9 protein-coding genes are annotated in these 20179 nt (G+C 43.7%); all 9 read right to left on the minus strand.

Annotated features, from left to right (window positions below):
• Positions 1 to 20: 20 nt before the first annotated feature.
• From NST16_RS14530 to NST16_RS14570, 9 genes are read right to left on the minus strand one after another with little or no spacing between them, the layout of a single operon-like run.
• Positions 21 to 9119, minus strand: a complete 9099-nt coding sequence (locus tag NST16_RS14530; RefSeq protein WP_340887282.1) for a non-ribosomal peptide synthetase/type I polyketide synthase — start codon at positions 9117 to 9119, stop codon at positions 21 to 23.
• Positions 9120 to 9138: 19 nt separating this feature from the next.
• A complete protein-coding gene (locus NST16_RS14535) occupies positions 9139 to 10281 on the minus strand; it encodes an acyl-CoA dehydrogenase family protein (protein ID WP_340887283.1) in 1143 nt (380 codons plus the stop codon).
• Positions 10268 to 10537: an acyl carrier protein gene (locus NST16_RS14540; protein ID WP_229148756.1), complete on the minus strand. Its 270-nt coding sequence runs from the start codon at positions 10535 to 10537 to the stop codon at positions 10268 to 10270. Before NST16_RS14540 ends, NST16_RS14535 begins: the two co-directional genes overlap by 14 nt.
• Before the next feature lie 25 nt (positions 10538 to 10562).
• Entirely contained in the window at positions 10563 to 11624 is a 1062-nt protein-coding gene (locus NST16_RS14545) for an HAD-IIIC family phosphatase (RefSeq protein ID WP_340887285.1), read from the minus strand.
• 14 nt (positions 11625 to 11638) lie between these two features.
• Positions 11639 to 12493 carry a 3-hydroxyacyl-CoA dehydrogenase family protein gene (locus NST16_RS14550; RefSeq protein ID WP_229148753.1) on the minus strand — a complete coding sequence of 285 codons (855 nt, stop codon included), beginning with the start codon at positions 12491 to 12493 and terminating at the stop codon, positions 11639 to 11641.
• A gap of 1 nt (position 12494) precedes the next feature.
• On the minus strand, positions 12495 to 13196 hold the full coding sequence (locus NST16_RS14555; RefSeq protein WP_340887287.1) for a thioesterase II family protein: 702 nt from the start codon (positions 13194 to 13196) through the stop codon (positions 12495 to 12497).
• The gene (locus NST16_RS14560) at positions 13193 to 14176 is read right to left on the minus strand and encodes a C39 family peptidase (RefSeq protein ID WP_340887288.1); all 984 of its coding nucleotides are present in this window, start codon (positions 14174 to 14176) and stop codon (positions 13193 to 13195) included. Before NST16_RS14560 ends, NST16_RS14555 begins: the two co-directional genes overlap by 4 nt.
• Positions 14166 to 15671 (minus strand): serine hydrolase domain-containing protein, encoded by a 1506-nt coding sequence (locus NST16_RS14565; RefSeq protein WP_340887289.1) that lies wholly within the window; start codon positions 15669 to 15671, stop codon positions 14166 to 14168. The genes NST16_RS14560 and NST16_RS14565 overlap by 11 nt, the downstream gene beginning before the upstream one ends.
• Positions 15668 to 20158: an amino acid adenylation domain-containing protein gene (locus NST16_RS14570; protein ID WP_340887291.1), complete on the minus strand. Its 4491-nt coding sequence runs from the start codon at positions 20156 to 20158 to the stop codon at positions 15668 to 15670. Before NST16_RS14570 ends, NST16_RS14565 begins: the two co-directional genes overlap by 4 nt.
• Between the last annotated feature and the right edge of the window lie 21 nt (positions 20159 to 20179).

Raw genomic sequence — 20179 nt, forward strand, 5'->3', positions numbered from 1 at the left:
TCTATATTCACCTATTTCTGCTAGATTTTCAGATCGTCTAGTTCCAGCAACGATACTTCTTCTAAATCATTGATGCCTGAAGCCAGTTCTATATCTCTGAGAGCGGTTTGCTTACACGCGCTTACGGCTGACAGCACCTCTTTAATCCCTTTCGCAATGCTTTCGATGGTTTCTCTTGTAAACAGTTCGGTGCTGTATTCAATGACAGAAGATAAACCGTTTTTGTCTTCTGATGCGATCCACAGCAAGTCAAAGCGAGAGACCGCTGTTTCATACTCATAATCGGTCAATGTGATCCCATCTACCTCTAAAGCAGGCTGACTTAAATTCTGGAGGGCAAAAACGGTATCAAAAATGTGATTCCGGTTTAGCTTCCTATCTAACTTCAAGTCTTGAACCATATGTTCATACTGATAATCCTGATGGTCAAAATCATCAATGACCAGCTGCTTGACATGTTGCAGGAATTGAGTGAACGTCATTTCTTTTTCGGGATAAAACCGAAGCGGCAGCATATTTACAAATATACCGATGATCCGCTGCAGTTCCTCCTGCCTTCTCCCTGCAACAGGAACTCCTACCACAATGTCAGACTGTCCGGTGAGCTTGTGCAGCAGGACTTGATAGATTGCTAAAAGTCCCATAAACAGCGTGGCGTCTTCATCAGCCATTATCGCTTTAAACGCCTCAAGCTCTTCTCCGCTGATATGAAATCGGTAATGAGCGCCTGCAAAGCTTTTAACATCAGGTCTTTGATAATCAGCCGGCAGCTGAAGCTCACGAAAACCGTCAAGCCGCTTCAGCCAATATGTTTTCACTTCATTCAAATCATCAGACTGAAGCATCTGATTCTGCCATTCTGAGAAATCTTTATACTGCAGCTCCAGCGGCGCAAGCTCCTTACCGTCATACAGATCCATAAACTCGCTGACTAAGATATCCTGAGATAAACCGTCAGAAATAATATGGTGCATATCAAGCATCAGAATATACTCATTATCGTTATTCTTAATAACCCCCGCTCTCATAAGCGGAGCCTGATCAAGCTGGAACGGCTTTAAGAAGCCGCTGATGACTTCTTGTTCTTTTTGCTTCCGCACTTCCTCATCTGCCGTATGTGATAAGTCAAAAAAGTCTGCATGGAATTCCGCATGCTCAGCTATGCACTGCATTGGAACGCCGTCTACCGCTTCAAAGGATGTTCTTAAACTCTCGTGCCGCAAGATCAATTGCCTGAATGCATGCTCAAGCTTTTTCATCTCAAGCTTTCCTGCAATCCGGCCCGCTGTGAACTCATTGTAGCCAGTACTTGTTTTATCAAACTGCTGAACTAGATAAAGCCGCTTTTGCGCTGAAGACAGGGAATAATAACCCCGTTTTGCAGCTTTTTCTATCTTTTTGTACATTTTCTTTTCGGCTCGGCTGATAAAATCGGCCATTTGCCTAATCGTCGGAATCTTAAAGAAATCCGGCAGTGCAATTTCGACATGAAACGCTTGATGAATAACAGAAATGAAAGTAATCGCTTTTAACGAATCCCCGCCCATTTCAAAGAAATCATCGTCTATGCCGATTTGATCAATCTTGAAAAACGACTGCCAATGAACAAGAAGTTTTTTCTCGATATCAGTCACCGGCTCAGCATATTCAGCGGTAAGTTCTGGCCGGCCGTACAGCGAAACGTCCTCTTGCTCTTCACCGTTAGGCTGCTGCAGACGATTTACATATTTTTGTATCCTTTCCTGCAGATCCGTGGCAGACACCACAATCTGATCCGTGTGCTCAAACGTGAAAATTCTTTCGAAGACCTCTCGACCTTCTTGTGCGCGGATCAGCGTATTCTCTAAATCCCCTCCAATAGGTATATCCGGCTTTTTGCCGTCTTCAAATTCCCAGCCGTCCAAATTTAGAGCTGTCCACTGAACCGGATGCCGTGAATTATGATCATATACAAAGGCATCGACAAACTGGTTTACTGCAGTATAGGCGGTAAATCCAAGTCCTCCCAATATCGGCGATAAAGATGAAATCAAAAAACAGAAATCAAGCGGACGATGTGCCAGAGCTTTTTCCAAAACTGCAACACCCGTCATTTTTGCTTGAAAATGAGCATTTGAGAAACTTTTATCCGTTTGTTCCATCATCCTGAATGACCGTTCGCCCGTTACACCAGCCGCATAGATGACACCATGGATCGAACCATACTTACGCTCGGCCATTTGAACCAATTCAGTCATATCGGCTTCACAGCTTGCATCCACAGCAGCCACGGTCACTTCTGCACCTGCTTCTTCTATCTCATATACCGACTTTATTTTTTTAACCGTTGGATCATCCTCAGCATACGTGCTAATCAAGGACTCCCATTCACTCCGTGGCGGAAGGCCTGAACGGCTCGTCAAAATGAGTTTTCCTTGGGTTTTCTCAGCAATCGTTTTTGCTGCATTTAAACCGATAAAACCCAGCCCGCCAATCAGCAGGTATACGCCGCCGGGACGAAGGTGTCCCCCTGATAATTCAGAAGGCACGGCTGTTCGAATAAAATTCCGGGTGTATCTCTTGTTATTTCTGTAAACCGTTAAGAGATTCCCAGACTCTGTCATCAGCTCTGATTTGATGAGCTCGAGCAGCTTGTCTTGTTTCCAGGATCCCTCTTTCTGACTGTCTATATCAATCACTCTATAGCGAAGGAACGGTGTTTCCTGAGATATGACCATACTAGGCCCTAGATGTATGGCTTTCTCTGGATACAGCGTATCTTCTCCGCCAAGCTGATACGTAAGAGATGATAGTGCAAAGATTGAAATTTCCTGCTCTGTTCCTTTCTTTTTCAATGCCTGGCCCAAGTAAAGCAGGGAATAATAGGAATAAGTTTGCATTTGCTCATTCCACTCGGAAGTGTCTGCGGATTCATCCTTCTCCGCAAGCCCCCAAAGATGCAAAATCCGGCTGTATCGGATGTTATCCTTCTCAAACGCTTCAAAGAGACGGCTGTAATCTTCCGCTGAATCAGGGCGAAGCGTGTAAACGCCTTTTCCAACCTGCTGGTATTGATGCCCTTTTTGAATGATGACACAAGAGTCATAGGATGATTGGAGATCGCGAATAAGCTTATGGCAAAAATCACTGTCCTCCATAAAAACTAGCAAAGTTTCTTCCACCGCTTCGATCTCGGGAGAAATTGCCAGGATTTCTTTCTCCCATTGCGGCAGATAGAACCACTCCTGAAGCGGAAGCTTGCCCCCTGAATGCTGTTTGCCTTTCTGAGCGGCGATATGACTCCGTTTATACCAATACGATTCCTTTTCAAAAGGATAGTGAGGCATAGAGATCTTCCGAGGATTTCGGCCCTCGTGAAGACTGTGCCACTCAATGTCCGCGCCATACATCCACATCGTTCCGATTCTGCTGAGTAAAAACTGAACATCCGACATACTCTGCTTGCTGTTCTTCAGCACATTGCAAGCATGCTGACGGAGCTCATCCTTAATCGATCTTTTTACCAGCACACTTAAATCCTGCCCCGGGCCGATTTCGATAAAGATGGCATTTTCCTGCTTCGATAACACGGCAATTCCTTCGGCAAAGCGCACGGTCTCAGTCATGTGCCTCTTCCAATATTCATAATCCGCTGCTTCCTCATCCGCAATCCAATCCCCGGTTAAGTTCGAAAAGAAAGGTATACCAGGCTTTTCGTAAGCAATGTGCTTAGCCGTTTGCCCAAATCGTTCAGCAGCGGATTTCATAACCTGCGAATGAGCAGCTATTGATCCTTTTACTCTCATGCAAAGCACTTTTTTGGCTTTCAATTGTTCTTCAAATACAGCAATGTCTTGCTCAAGCCCCGACACAATGCAGGAAGCGTCATTCACAACAGCCAATGAAATATGATCAGGCAGAATGGCCTTCAGTTCTTCCTCCGGCAGTGGCACACTCAGCATTGTGCCTGCAGGCGCCTCTTGCATCACATGTCCCCGTAAGCTGATCAGCTTGATGGCATCACTTAGTGTAAATACTCCGGATACTGCGGCAGCAGTTAGTTCACCGAAGCTGTAGCCAATCATTGCCCATGGACGGAGTCCCCACTTCATAAGCAGAAGTGACAGCGCATATTCCAGCGCAAAAATAGCCGGCTGGGCATACTTCGTCTCTTGAAGTTTTTTCACGGCAGAGTCTTCATGCTCCTGATCGGGATAAAGAAAATCTTCAAGCCTTTCTCCGGTCGTTTCATAAAATTCATGAAAACAGCGATCCATCGTTTCTTTGAAAAACGGCTCCTCCCTGTACAGATCCCGGCCCATGTTGACATATTGACTGCCCTGCCCTGTAAACATAAAGATTAATTTTTTATCCTGCTTTTCCTGAATCCGTGACATTCGGCTGAGTCCCCTGTCCTTCTTCTCAGAAAGCAAACGGATGACATCATGTCTGTCCTTTGCCACAAACATTTGCCGATAATCAAAGTGCTGTCTTCCGGCCTGCAGCGTATAAGCGGCGTCAGCGGCATTAAGCTCCGGATTCCTTTCCATCTGCTCGAGCAGATGGTCTTTTGTTTTTTCAAGAGCATTCATCGTTTTGGCCGAAAGAGGAAACAGCTGATATGCACGCGGATGTTCTTCACGTTCACTGACAGGCGCTTCTTCCAAAATCACATGGGCGTTGGTGCCTCCCATACCAAACGAACTCACTCCGGCGCGTCTTGGGGTATTTGCCTTCTCCCACATTTGGAGCTTGTCATTCACCAGGAAAGGACTGTTTTTAAAATTAATATTCGGATTAGCCTCTTTAAAATGAAGGCTCGGAACAAGTTGATGATGCTTTAGAGACAGAACTGTTTTGATGAGACCCGCTGCACCGGCTGCCGCATCAAGATGGCCTATATTTGTTTTTACCGATCCAATCCGGCAAAAGGCTGTCTTATTCGTTTGAAATGCTTTAGTCAAAGCTTCAATTTCAATTGGGTCTCCGAGAGCTGTTCCCGTCCCGTGGGTTTCTATATAACTGATCGTTTCCGGCTCAATGCCAGCGTCAGCAATCGCATCTCTTATCACCTGTGTCTGGCCTTCCACACTCGGTGCATTGAATCCTACCTTTTGATCACCGTCATTGTTGACCGCAGATCCTTTTACCACCGCATAAATGCGGTCCCCCTCGGCTAAAGCGCGGCTCAATGATTTCACTGCGACAAATCCGACGCCATCGCCGCCTACGGTGCCTTTGGCGTCTTTATCAAAGGCGCGACAATGGCCATCCGGCGATTTCACCATATTCTCTTGGTAGATATATCCGGAAGTAACCGGATGAAGAATAGACACACCTCCTGCCAGCGCAACATCTGATTCACCATTCAGCACAGACTTGCAGGCCAAATGCAGCGCAACCAAGGAAGTTGAGCATGCTGTCTGAAGCGTGATAGCAGGACCTTTTAAATTGAGCTTATGAGCAACCCTTGTGCTGATCGTATAGGTATCATTTAAAGAACCAATTTCAAATAGCTCTGACATCTGGCCATCCAGTGAATCTGCGAAATGCTGAAGCCATTGAAAATTTGAAGTTGTCCCTGTAAACAAACCAATTTTCCCTTCATAATCAGCGGAAACACAGCCTGCATCCTCCAGCGTCTTCCACGCGTATTCATGAAGAAGGCGGATTTGCGGGTCCATAACCTCCGCCTGTCCCGGTGAATAGCCGAAGAAAGATGCATCAAATAAATCGGGGCCTTCAATGATTCCTTTCGCTCTTACATAATCAGTTCTGGTAAATGTTTGTTCATCAATGCCTGCCGCAAGCAGTTCTTCATCACTGAAAAAGGAGATGGATTCCTTGCCGTTTTGCAGGTTGCGCCAAAACTCATCTATGTTTTCGGCTCCAGGAAAACGGCCGGCCATGCCGATGATGGCGATGCTTTCATCTGATGGAGCACTTTTCTTTGATATTATTGGTGTTTTGTTTTCTCGCTGCTTTTCATCAGGAGCTGACAAAAAATCTGCAAGAGACTGAACTGTAGGACGCCGGAACATCTCAACCATCGGAATACTTCTTCCCGTTTTCTTAGAAAGCTGCTGATTGACCTGAATCAGATGCAGAGAAGTGCCGCCAATTTCAAAAAACTTGTCCTGTATATTGATACTGTCTTTACCAAGCACATGCCGCCAAATCTCCAGTACCATCTTTTCTGTTTCAGAAGCAGATGATGGCGCAATCGCCTTCCGTTCTGTCTCTTTTGTAAGTTCAGGCAATGCTTTTTTATCCAGTTTTCCGTTTGCTGTAAGCGGCATCTCACTCATCACAATAAAGTGAGATGGAATCATATATTCAGGTAAATGCTGGCGTAAGAAAGCGCGCAGCTGTTTTTCATCAATCGTCTCGTCAGTAAAAAGATAGGCAGCCAGGCACGGTGTCTGGGACGCGTCCTTTTTTACAACGGCCGATGCCGCTTTTACCCGTCCGTACCGGCAAAGCCAGTGCTCAATTTCACCGCTCTCAATCCGATACCCCCTAAGCTTGATCTGGTCATCGTTTCTGCCTAAGAACTGAATCGTTCCATCCGGCAAAAAACGGGCGGCATCTCCTGTTTTATATAAGGTTTCACCCGGTTTAAAGGGATGTACCACAAAGCGCTCAGCAGTCAGTTCCTCCCGCCCCAAGTAGCCTGCTGCTACTCCTTTTCCACCGATATATAATTCGCCTTCCGCCCCTTGCGGCAGCAGATTCAAGTTTGAATCAAGAATGTATATATCGGTGTGTGCGGCAGGACGTCCAATCGGCACATATAGATCTTTATCCCGAACAGAGGTGTAACGGTGAATCATGCAGCCCACCACCGTTTCCGTTGGACCGTATTCATTAAAGATCTCAATTTGTCCATTGAAGTTTTCTTCAATTTTTGCAGCCAAGGACGTTTCTAATTGCTCTCCCCCCAGTATCAGGCATTTCATCGCACTGTTTTGAAACGGCAGCTCGGAAATGAAATGCAGATGGGAAGGGGTCAATTTCATGACGTGGGCGCGATTATCCTTCAAAATCTGCTCCACAAGAAGCTGCTTGTTTTTATCCTGATACACAATAATTGCGTTTCCGGTCGCAAGCGGGGTAAAGATAGAGGTCACCGTTAAATCAAACGACAAAGATGTATAAAGGGCGAAATCTCTTTTTTCCCCTCTTACATATTGTTCGGCGGCCCAGGAAATATAATTTTCAAGACCTAGATGCTTAACAAGCACCCCTTTTGGCCTGCCTGTTGTTCCAGAGGTATATATACAATACGCAATGTCCTTCGAGCTGTAATGCTTCACCAGATTGCTGTCGTTCCCCTGATAAAGCTTTTGGTCGGTAATATCTACTTTTATACCATCGTACGAGTAAACCAGGCCCTCAATATCTTGTGTTAACAGCAGTTTTACTCCGCTGTCCTGAAGAAGATATTCAATTCTTTCCGCAGGATAATCGGGATCAATCGGAACATAAGCGCCGCCTGCTTTTAAAACAGATAGACAAGCGATCACCATTTCAATTGAATGTTCTGTTATAATACCGACTCTTTGTGCAGGTTTGACACCCTGCTTTTCTAAAAAGCGGGCGAGCTGATTCACTTTTTTATTCAATTGATTATAAGTCAGGCCTTCTGAGCGAAACGTCACAGCCAGAGCGTCAGGCGTCTTTTCCGCCTGCTGCTCAAACAAATCTATAACAGTTGGTTGGTCGTTTTCGGTCATGCCTTTATAGTTACAAAATTCTTCTAGCTGATAATGTATTTCATCTTTTGAAAGCATATTGAGGCGATGGATGGATCTTTCCGCCGGATGCTCAATGACTTCCCATAACAGATTGATAAAATGCTGCCCCAGCCTATTCATTTGAGCAGCCGACATGACATCGGGATGATATATAAATGAGAAATGAATATGTTCATCAAAAGCCTGTACACTCAATGTCAAATCAAATTCAGTCTGTTCGAACATATCATATTGTTCGATTGTCAGAGGATGGTCGCGTGACTTAAGCATTTGATCAAGCGGATAGTTTTCAATTACAACAATCGAGTCGAACAATGATTGTTCAGCAGTCAGCCCCGCATATGTTTTTAAATCAGACAGTGGCGTATGCTCATATTCACTTCTCCTAGCAGTCTGTTCATGTGCCAGCTGAATCACATCTAAAGGTGTGGATTGAGGCATAAAGCGAAGACGCAGCGGGAGCGTGTTGATAAACAGTCCTGTCATCTGTTGAATCCCCGGCACATCAGCATTTCTTCCTGAAACAGTTGTCCCGAAGACCACTTCTTCTTGATCAGAATACTTCATCAGAAGCAGTCCCCATACAGTGTATATAATTGAAGCAAGCGTAACTTGCTGTTCAGAAGCAAATGCCCGCAGAGCCTTTCCTTCTGAAGCCGGGAGCTTGATCTCGTGTTTGGAAAACATGGCGTTTCGGTTGCCCGGCCTTTCTGTATTCGGCAACAGTTGCACGGGCTCCCAGCCTTTCAATAATTCTTTCCAAAATGCTGCCTGGCTGTCTTTCGTTTTATGCTGCTGTGCCTGCTGCCATTTCACAAAAGCTTGATAGGATGGTTTTTGCGAAATAACAGGTGACTGTCCCTTTGATAACGCTTGATATGCTTCCAGCCACTCTTTGAGGACAATTCCCATGCTCCAGCCATCCATCAAGATATGATGAAAGCTGATCATCATCCAACTGGAATCCTCTCCTGTTTGATACAACGTGACGCGGAATGGCACTTCTTGAAGCTGAAACGGCTCTTTTCGGTCATGCGCCGCAAGCTCCTCCTTCAGCTTCTCTTGGGAAATACCTTGCTTGAATAGGAGGTTCTGGTACCGAATATCTATTTTATGATGCTTTAATACAATTTGAATCGGCTTCGATGTTTCCTTCCATCTGAACACCGTCCGAAGCATTTCATTTTGCTGAACCGTTTGCTGCCATGCCTTTTCAAAAAGAGTATGCTCCGGTTCGCTTTCCATTTTTATGAGCATTTGTTCAAAATAGGCGTTTCCTTCCGGCTCCATTAAATGGTGAAAAAGCATCCCTTCCTGAATGGCTGTCAGCCCGAGTATGTTGGCTATATTTTTTTTATCTATTTTTTTCATTTGCTCACTCACAGAATCCTCTCCATCCCGCCTATATATGTTTAACAAAATATCGTCTCAATCCATAATTCGCGATCACCTGCTGTTGAATTTGAGATGTTCCTTCAATGATCTCCAATACTTTGGCTTCTCTGTACAGCCGGGCAGCTGAATGGTCTTTGCTGAAGCCTCTTCCCCCGTGGATCTGCACGTTCGAGTTGGTAACGTCAACAGCGATCTTTGAAGTGAAATATTTTGCGATAGACGTTTCCGTCACGGCCTCTGGATCTTGTTTCATCCTCATTTCGCCGGCTTTCATACATAAAGCGCGTGCTGCATGCAACTGCGTTACAGCATCACCGATCATGCCTTTAATCATTTGATGTTTGTAGAGCTTCTCTCCGAATTGGGTTCTCTTTCGCGAGTACGTGACTAACGAATCAACGGCTTCCTGTGCAATCGCCAAGCCGGCCCATGCAACACTGTATCTACCGTGATCCAAAGCCAAGTTAACGATATAATTAAAACCGCCTCCTGCTGGTCCTAATATTTGTTCATCAGAAACCTCGACGCCGTCAAACTCTATTTCTGCAAGATAAGAAGCTCTATTGGCCATCATGCCTTCCATTTTTTTTACCGTTACTCCGCTCTGACGGCTGTCTACAATAAAGGCGGTCACTTCTTCTCCATCACGGGCGATAACGAGAAAAAAGTCAGCAATGGCACCAAAGGAAATCCATTTTTTTCTGCCGTGGATGATATAGCGGCTGCCGCTTTTTGTATACGATGTTTCAATGTGGTTCGCGTCTGAACCAATGTTCGGTTCAGACAATGCAAACGCTCCGATCTTCTCTCCTTTTCCGATTGGTACAAGCCATTCTTCTTTTTGGCGTTCTGTGCCGTACCGCAGTAGAGATTCACCGACTAACGAATTCACAGTCAGCAGGGTTCGAATATTACAGCACGCTTTACCTGCTTGTTCAGTAAACAAACCGTACTCAATTGGGTTCAATCCCAAACCGTGATAGGTTTCCGGAATACCCGCGGCAAAATAAGATTTGCTCCCTAAATCTTTTATCAATTCTTCCGGGATGCACTCCTTCTCATCAAATTCTCCCGCAAACGGTCTAATTTTTTCGTTGCAGTAAACCCGGAATTCTTGAATGATGTCGGCTTTTTTCTCAGCTGTTTTCATTTGCAACGGCTCCCGACTGTTTCTTTTCAATCAGACTGACGATCCGATTTACAGTGCTGAAGTTCGCAATATCTAAATCTTCGTTATCAAGCTGAAACCTAAAATTTTGCTCCAGAAATGTCACAAGCTTCATCGCAAATAAAGAATTCACAAACCCCATTTCAAAGATGTGGTCATCATTTGATAACTCGATTTCATCATCAAAAACTACCAGATTTTGTTCAATATATTCTCTTATTTGTTCATGAAGATTCATTAATTTGCTCTCCCCGCTATTTAGATTAATTGCTGCTTTCCGCAACAGGCGATTGGCTGAATTCAGTTTTGACCTCAACATATGCAGGATATGGCTGAATCTGGCTCAGGTCATTTTCAAATAAGATGAAGCCGTCTGGACCCTTTGTATGCTCTTTGAAATTGGCAAACTTATATGTGATATACATCACTCTGTTCCGATCTGTTTGTTTAAAATCTGCAAACAGCTTTTTGCTTTGCTTTTTCGCTTCATTTAAGATAGCTGTGAGCAAAATCGTACCGACGCCGCGAGACATGACCCGGCATGACATTAAAAGAAGTTTAATGTGCCATTCATCCTCTTTATTTTCGATTAAAGAGAGTCCGATTTTGCCATACGAGCCGTACTTATCCTCAAGCTCGCAGACTAAAAGCATATGAGAATCCGACTTTCGAAAATAATCCAATTCCTCATAATCGTATGTTTTTCCGCTTGCATTCAGCTGATTCGTACGCACCGTAAGCTCTTCAGCCCGCTGCAGGTCGCTTTCTTGCGCATAGCTGATTGTAAACTTCATATTCAGACTGGCAAGAAATTGCTCGGATGGTCCTTCAAACTGCTCTTCTGCCTCTCTTCTGTGATCATCCTCCACATACATCTGTCGGCGCCTTTTTGCATCCTCTGTTATAAATGCCGGCTTCAGGAGAGGATCGTTGATGAGATCCTTATAGTGGGCAGCATCCCAGCACGAAATGTCCGGATGGGCATTTTGCACTTCCTCTCTTTCAAACACTTGGTCGTCAATAAAAAGCAGCGTATCCTTATGGATATTGAGATTTTGGCTAATCTTTTCCAAAGAAGACGACTTTGCATTCCAGCCGATTTCCGGATATAAAAAGAAATGGTCTATTCCGAATTCCTTTAATTTCTCCATAACAGACGCTTCGTCATTTCTGCTTGCAATAGACAGCAGTATGCCGCGTTCATCAAGCTCGGTCAAAATTTCTTTTATACCGTCCTTCAGCTTTACATCATCGGATTCAAGCAGAATCCCATCCCATAAGGTATGATCTAAATCCCAGACAACACACTTAACTCCCTTTTTCAATGGGCGTTCCTCCTTTAACTGTATTGGAAAAATCCCTGGCCTGACTTTCTTCCCAGCTTTCCTGCATCCACCATTTTCACAAGCAGCGGACATGGCCTGAATTTTGAATCTTTGTAGCTTTCATACAGAACCAGCAGGGAGTTAAGGATCGTATCAAGACCAATTAAATCCGCAGTCGCAAGCGGTCCCATTTTATGCCCGAATCCGCCGCGGAAAATTTTATCAACATTTGCCGGTGTCGCCACCTGATCTTGAACTGTCCAAATGCTTTCATTAATGGTCAGCATTAACACGCGATTTGATACAAAGCCAGGAAAATCGTTCACGACAACAGGTTTTTTGTCAAAAGATTTCAAAAACTGTACGGTTGCATCGACGGTCTCATCAGAAGTGGCATCACCCCGAATCACTTCTACGAGTTCTTTCAAAGGAACAGGGTTCATAAAATGCGCTCCAATCACCTTTTCCGGGCGATGCATCAGTGAACCTACCTTCGTAATTGAGATGCAGCTTGTATTTACAAGGTAGATGGTTTCTGTATGGCAGATATCACGTAATTGCGTATATACCTGCCGTTTGATATTCCAATCTTCCGTTACATTTTCGATGATGATATCAGCAGGTTTCAAATTGCTCGGCTCAGTCGTAAACTGAATGTTCTCAAGCACATCATCCAGTGACATGCTGAATTTATCTTTTCGCATAAGCTGAACAAGCCGGAACGTCTTTCTTATATTTTCTTCAGCGGCTTTCAGTTTCTCGTCGCTGACATCCAGTAAAATCACATGATACCCATTCGCAGACAAATCAAGAGCCATATCGGCCCCCATGACGCCCCCTCCGATAACACCGGCGTTTCTGAAATCCATTTCACACCACTCCTGTCTGATTCAAAATATGATTGATTTTTGCTGTCACTTCTTCTGTCCTTTGATTAATAAAAAAGTGGTCGCCCTCAAATTCGTAAAAACTGCATGTCTGATCGGTGTACTGATTCCAGTCCGATAAATCAAACAGCACAGACGGCAGATCACGTTTTCCGTAAAAAATCGAGATATCGCAGGAGAGAGGTTGAACGCTTGTATTCTTGTAGGTCTCTAGGAGCTGAAAATCAGCTCTTAAAATAGGAAGGAAAAAATCAAGCACCTGCTCATTTTTGTTGAACTCTTCGGGCACACCTCCCATCTCAATGATCGCTTGTTTTAAAGCGGAATCTGAAAGCTGATGAAGCACTTTCTTTTCCGGGATATGAGGAGGAAACCGCCCGGAAAAAAACATATGGATCGGCTGTTTATTTTCAGCGGTTAATTTCTTTTGCAGCTCATATGCAAGCAACGATCCCATGCTGTGTCCAAAAATGGCATAATCGGAATCGCCCAAATGGGATGTTGCTTGCTCAAAAAGGTCTTCTGCCACAGATTCTGCATGATTCAGCAAGGGCTCAGACATTCTTGTTCCATGTCCGGGAAGCTCCAAGGTCACCAGTTCAACTGACGCATCAAGAAACCTTTTCCATCCGCTAAAGATGGTGCTCGAACTCCCGGCATATGGCAGACAGAATAATTTGATCATTTGACCCTCTCCTCTTTACCAATATCCTTCAAACATTCAATATGTGCTGCTTCAAGCTCCAGCACTTTTTTCAGTGAATCTTTAATCCGGTCTTCATAACCGAAAGATGATCCTCCCGAAAAATAAAGCTTTGCCGCAAGATGCCGCGCCGTTTCCCATTCCTTAATAATGTCGGCTGTCACAGCTGTAAGCTGGTCAAACGCCGGAAGAAGGGAGAGGCGGTATTGCTCAATTTTTTTTATATTTAAAATCTCATTAAATGAGTGAAGGAGCTTTTCGCTGTCTCTTATGCTATGAAATTGATCGATAAACCGGCTGAAACTCGTCAAACCGGATAACATTCGTTCTAGATACTTGGTGACATTTTGAACAAAATAAGCACTAGCATCCTTGAAGATGCTATGCCCTGAGCAGTCCTTATCTGGATCATAAGAAAAAGAGGCATACGAATGAAAAGCGGCAGGCGGCTGAAAATAGTCATGATAAGCTTGATAGGCTTTGACCAGATGATGATTTGAGATGTTTCTGGTCTCATATGACAAGTTATCCGGATAACGGTTTTCAATGGCAAGAACGGTCTGTTCAGCGTCATGAAAGCCGTAAATCAACATACAGTTGCGGTTATGTTTAGACATATATTCCTGCCTGTAAGGCTGGGCGTATGTGTCCAGCCATATGATGACGGGTTTGTTTTCAAGAATGTCCTGTTTTATATCAGTTATGAGATTGCCGCTCATTGATTGCTTATCCGCGTAAATCCCCTGCAAATTCATGACATGCTCGGGATCATGGACTTCTGTCCGTTCAATTAACGGATAACCTTCTTCATCCTTTTGATAAGAATAAATATCATTTAAAAGATAAGGATACATCTCTTGCTGAAACGAGCGAACGACGGAAAAATAACAGTTAAAAAAACAGCTGCGATAAAATAGTTCGTTAAACGGCTGAATACCAGGGATATATGCTTCACATTTCATGCGTTTCACTCCTTCTTGCGGCACGTTGATTGAATAAGCATGCGGTTAAACCGTATATACAGGAGGCAAATAGTAGCATATAGTAAACCGCTGCCAAATATAGAAGAGAAACAGGGCCCCAGATGAATATCATGCTCCATGGCAAACCATTAAAGGCAAAAACAGAAATAAGCTTCGGCACCAGCATGCCTACTGCCAGTAATAGCCCCCAAAGCAATGCCTTTATCCTTGTCCGCTGTTGAACGGGAAGGCTTTTCGCTTTTGCTCTTCTCAGCCAAATATAGATACGGCACAGAAGAACGATAAATAATATACTGAATAAACCCAGCATGCTGGCAGCTGCTTTATCAATAAATTGAAAGGGATCAGTTACAGCATTGTCCTCTATTTGGTTTTGGCCGGAAATCGTTTGTAAAACAGAACGAGCAATTTTCTCAGGGTACGCACTGTTCATATTGGCCAGAACACCTACAGCCGCATTATCATCGGAGCTGACGATAATAAACGAAGAAAAATTAGGATTGGAGCCGGCATGAAACACTTCCTTGACTCTGCCCTTTTTTTCAAAAACTGACCATCCCGCACCGTAATATACGCCCGGCTCGACTGCTTTTACACTTTTATCCGGCAGGTGACTCTGTTCAATCAGCCGGTCTATATCAGCGTCACTGTGTTTCAGTTGAAATTGAAGCCATTTGGATAAATCCTCTCCGTTTGTGAAAATATATCCGGCAGGCGTGTTCCCCCTATACTCAGGCGCCTTATAGGCTCTGGCCTTTACAAATCCAATTTTAAAACCTGCTGATACATCACCTGCATGACCAGCGGTCCTCCCGGCATACGTGTTTGACATATCTAATTGCTTAAAAACATGCTCAGCCATATATCGCTCATATGGCTGTCCTGATGCCTGTTCGATGATATATCCCAGCACATCATAATTAATTGTGGCATATTCAAATGCAGTTCCCGGCTTATGACTAAGTTTAACTCCCTGTAACCCTTTTGCTGTTTGCTCCAAGGCGTCTTTTCTTGAATCAGCTTTAATATCCGCTATCGACAAAAATGGGATTCCGCTTGTATGATGCAGCAGCTGACTGATCGTGATATCTTCTCTCTTTCCTTTGTAAACTGCATAAAATCCGCTGACATACCGGCTGACAGGATCATTCAGACTGATTGTCCCCAAGCGGGCAAGCCTAAGCACGCCGAGAGCAGTAAACGCCTTAGAGGTTGAGCCCATCTCAAACAATGTCGAGCTGGTCACAGGGCGGTTATGCCCCTCATCGGCATAACCGAATCCCTTTTTGTACACCACCTCATTACCTTTTACAGCAATCACTGAAATCCCAGGTATTCGGCTTTCCTTCATCTGCTTTTCTATTAGAACGTCAATACGCTTATCAACTGGCGTCTGAGCGCTTGCCTGTCCCCCATTCAACGTTTGAACTGACAGAATACAAAGACATAAAACCAGCCATACATTTCTCATCATTTGAACAAGGAATCCAATTCTTCCATAGATAATGAGGCAGTCTCAAAATCTGATGGCGTATATTCGACAGACTCTTGCTTACAACAATGTTCAGCTAGCTCCGTCAGCTGTACAGAAAATTCATCTAGAAGCTGTTCCATGTCTTCTGTTTGATAAAGGCCGCTGCAGCTTAAATCCACCGTAAGCTGTCCGTCATAAATTCCCGTTGTTAAATCTAGGCTGGCTGTCAGATCATTTTCAGGTGATGACTCGGCTCCTGAATTTAAATAAGTCATGCTGTATTCAGGTTTATCCGCTAAAAAACGGTCAACTTCCCCTAAATAATTAAAGCGCAGCTCGGGTTTTATATGGTCCGGCATTCGCTTACTCAAGTAGGTGAGGGCGCCGTAGCCGATACCTTTATTAGGGATGCTCCGTATGTTTTCTTTCACCGAACGGATTTGGGCCGGCAGATCGGCCTCAGTCTGAAACACGGCAGGATACATGGCTGTAAACCACCCGAACGTTCTCGAAAAGTCTAAGTATTCCTTCAGCGGCTCTCTTCCGTGGCCTTCTAATTCTAAAGAAATAACGTCTTTGCCAGTACATTGACGGCAAGCACGGATTAACGCAGTGAGCAGCAAATCATTCGTTTGTGTTTGATACGCCTCATTTGCTTCACTCAGCAGTTTTTGAGTCAATTGACGGCTCAAAACCCGTTTCAGTTTTTTGCTGTCTTTTACTTTCGAACCCTCAGCATGGAGCCCGTAGAGCGGCTCAATCTTCCTCACTTTTTCTGCCCAGTAGCTGTATTCTTCTTCCGCCTCACGGGAATCGGCATACTCATTTATCGAAACTGAGAATTCCTGGTAAGAATGTGTCTTTAAAGGCAGTCCCTTCCCTTCCTGCTTGTTCATTGAATGTAAAAGAGAAAGAAAATCATCAATCAAAATTTGCCATGATACTCCGTCCGCAATCAGGTGGTGCGCTGTAAATAACAGATGCGTTTTTTCTTTCGCTTTGATTACACCTGTTTTAAAAAGCACATCGTTGTATACGTCCGTCTTTTCTCTCATTTTCTGTCCGATCACTGCTATTTGCTTGGTTTGCTCCCCCTCAGGAAGACTCGATACATCCCCATATTCGATATGAGGCTCAATATCTTCATTGTGATAAACCAAGGTCATTGATTCTTTTTCAACAGTCATTCTTAAAGCATCGTGATGGCTGATCAAAACAGACAGAATCGCCTTTACATTTTCCAGGCTGATCTCTTTTTTAGCAGTGAGCATGACCGATTGATGCCAGAAATGCTCGCACTTTAAATTCAAGGACCAAAACCATTTTGTTATCGGTGTGTCCATGACCCTGCCTTCAGCTTTTTGCTGCGGAATGGAGGGAGCTTGTTTACTCGTCACGACACTGACAAGCTCTCTGAATACGGGATATGTCAAAATATCCTGGGTCCTTATAAAAAGCCCTTTTTCTTTCATTTTTGAAACAAATTGAATGGCTTTAATGGAATCTCCGCCAAGTTGATAAAAATGATCTTCCGGGCGAATATCAGTCTGGCCGAGAATCTCTTTCGCGGTTTCCAGAAGAACCGCCTCTGCGCCTTTCTGCTTTTCGTCTAAACTGCAGTACGTTTGCTCTTGAGACAGTAAAGGGTCAGGGAGCGCTTCTCTGTCTGTTTTTCCATTTTGCGTAAGCGGAATCCGATCCATATGAATAAAGTAGGCCGGAACCATAAAAACGGGCAGTTTGTCAGAAAGCTTTTTCCGGAGCTCCAGCGCTGTCGTTTTGGTTGAGCTGACAACATATGCCGCCAGTTGTTTTCTGCCCTGTGAATCAGCAAAATCAATGACAACGGCCTCATCTATGTCTTCTAGCGAAAGCAGGGCTAACTCAATTTCTCCCAGTTCAATACGGTAGCCTTTTAATTTGATTTGATGATCTTTCCGCCCTGCATATTCAAGTAATCCGCTGCTGGATCTTTTCGCCAGATCGCCTGTCTTGTACATTTTTCTGCCCTTTATAAAAGGGTTATCCAGAAAACGTTCTTTTTGGAGATTTGGGCGCTTCCAATAGCCCCTGGCGACATTATCGCCTGATATGTACAGTTCGCCTTGGGATCCAGGCAGAACCGGCTGCAGCTGTTCATCTAATAAATAAAGTTCAGTGTTCTGCAGCGGAATCCCGATTGGGACCGAAGCTTGCTTATCCTGTTTTGGATTATATTTGTGGATCATACATCCCACTGTCGCTTCTGTCGGTCCGTATTCATTAAAAATCTCAATGCAGTGATCTGATAATTCTGTTACCTGACGTGCTAATGAAACAGGCAGCTGCTCCCCGCCGACGATCATTCTTTTTATAGAGGAGTCTGACAAATTTTCATCTTTCAATAACGCTAAATGCGCTGGCGTCAGCTTGATAACAGCCGTTTTCTTTTCCTTTATGATTCGATGAAGTATAAACTCCGATATATCTTCTTGTCTGTAAATGATGATTTTATTTCCTGTCACTAATGGGGTATAAATGGATGTAACGGTTAAATCAAAAGCTATGGATGAGTAGAGCGCAAAGCTATCACTTTGGGAAGAAGTATAATTCTGAGAGGCTGATATGATGTAGTTTACAAGGCTTTGATGTTCAATCATCACGCCTTTCGGCTGCCCTGTTGATCCTGAAGTATAAATCATATATGCGATGTCGGAAGGATCGTTCTTGATGTCTAACTGTCCCGTGTCTAAATCATGAAACATGGCGCAGTCAAAGCTGATTTTTTTCACGTGGCTTGGCAAACGGCAGTCTATCTCAAAAAGCGGATCTGTGATAAAAAACGCCGCTTCACTGTTTTCTAAAATATATTGAATGCGTTCGGCTGGATACTCGGGATCAATCGGCACATAGGCGCCGCCTGCTTTTAAAATCCCCAGCAACACAGCGATCAAATCCGGTGAATGTTTCATGCTCACGGCAGCAAAATGACCGCGGCTTATTCCTTTATGTATAAGGTAACGGGCAATCTGGTTGGAGTGTTTATCCAATTCTTGATAGGAAACCTGTTTGCTTCCATCCTCAATCGCTGTATGGAACGGATGCTGTGCGGCTTTCCCTTGAAATAATTGATCAATTGTCTGATCTTTCGGATAATCGGCCCGTGTCTGATTCCACTTCACGATTTCGTCTCTTTTTTCTTGTTCAGTTAATAGAGACAAATTTCTTAATTTCATTTCTGGATTCTCGATAACTAATAAAATCAAGCGCTGTAAACGGTCATTCAATAGCTGAATGTCCGATTCGCTGTAATCGGATACCTTGTAGTCGAACTGCAATTCGATCGCTCCGCCTTCATCCCATTCTTTAACGGCGATCTGCAGGGAATAAGGCTGCGACCCGTTATATAATTCATCATATTCGACATGACATCCGCTTATATCAGAAGCTAGGTCAGTGTTATATGAATTAATATAAATTTGGAAAAGCTGGTCGTATCCCTGTTTTGAGAGCTGCAGTTCCTTCACCAGTTCGTCATAGGGATATCGTTGATGGAGAAAATATTTCATATAATCGGAATTGACTTCTTGCAAAAAGTCTGAAAAACATATTTCATGCTCTGTTTTCTTTCTGAACGGCATCGTACTGACAGTCATCCCTGCAGTGCTTTTTTCCTTCTTACCTGATCTGTTTAATACTGGCGTCCCTATAATGAAATCATTCTCTCCGGTTATTTTGCTTAAATACCAAAACAACGATGCAGTAAACAAAGCGTTTAACGAAGAGCCTTGCTGTTGAATAAATTCATAAACTGCGCTCGAATGCTCCTGCTCCATCTTAAACCGTTTGCGTTTTCCGGCAATGTGCGCAGAACTTTTTGAGAGGAAGCTGTCCGGCAAATGAGAAAATTCATCTTTCCAAAACGCGGCATCTTTATGATATCGAGATGAAGAAAGGTATTTTTTCTCTTTTTCTATGAGTATCGAATAATTGTCAGCGCCTTCTGTAAGCAATTCATCGGCTGTGAGCTGCATGTACAGATTTTTAATCTTATCAATGATAATTTTCATAGACCAGCCATCAGCAACAATATGATGGCATTTGATTAAATATCCGCATGTCGCTTCATCTGTTTGAAATACATAAAATTGAGCAAGCGCGCTATCATATAAAGAGAATGGTATTTTAAATTCCCTTTCCGCCCAATCTAGCATTCTTTCAAAAGGATGATCGGTTTGAGTAAAATCGGCAGACGGCACATGGACATGGGCTTTTTTTTCTATGTATTGAAGAACTGATTCTTCCTGCTTCACGAGCCTTATTCTAAGGGATTCTGTCTGACTGATACAAAGCTGAATGGCTTTTTGTAATGTCTCAAGATGAAGTTTTCCATTGATTTGTACAAGTCCGCCAATATGATTAATAGCTGTATCAGGATATAAATTTTCAATATTTAAAATTCTTTTTTGGTGATGAGAAAGAGGAAATAAGTTAAAGTGACCGTCCAAAAATTCCACCTCTTTACAAAA

This window comes from Bacillus sp. FSL K6-1005 (assembly GCF_038000225.1).
GTDB lineage: Bacteria > Bacillota > Bacilli > Bacillales > Bacillaceae > Bacillus > Bacillus mojavensis.

Bases quoted from the DNA above. Each gene is read 5' to 3' on its own strand.
- NST16_RS14535 (WP_340887283.1), bottom strand. From the start codon at position 10,281: ATGAAAACAGCTGAGAAAAAAGCCGACATCATTCAAGAATTCCGGGTT.
- NST16_RS14540 (WP_229148756.1), bottom strand. From the start codon at position 10,537: ATGAATCTTCATGAACAAATAAGAGAATATATTGAACAAAATCTGGTA.
- NST16_RS14550 (WP_229148753.1), bottom strand. From the start codon at position 12,493: ATGGATTTCAGAAACGCCGGTGTTATCGGAGGGGGCGTCATGGGGGCC.
- NST16_RS14555 (WP_340887287.1), bottom strand. From the start codon at position 13,196: ATGATCAAATTATTCTGTCTGCCATATGCCGGGAGTTCGAGCACCATC.
- NST16_RS14560 (WP_340887288.1), bottom strand. From the start codon at position 14,176: ATGAAATGTGAAGCATATATCCCTGGTATTCAGCCGTTTAACGAACTA.
- NST16_RS14565 (WP_340887289.1), bottom strand. From the start codon at position 15,671: ATGATGAGAAATGTATGGCTGGTTTTATGTCTTTGTATTCTGTCAGTT.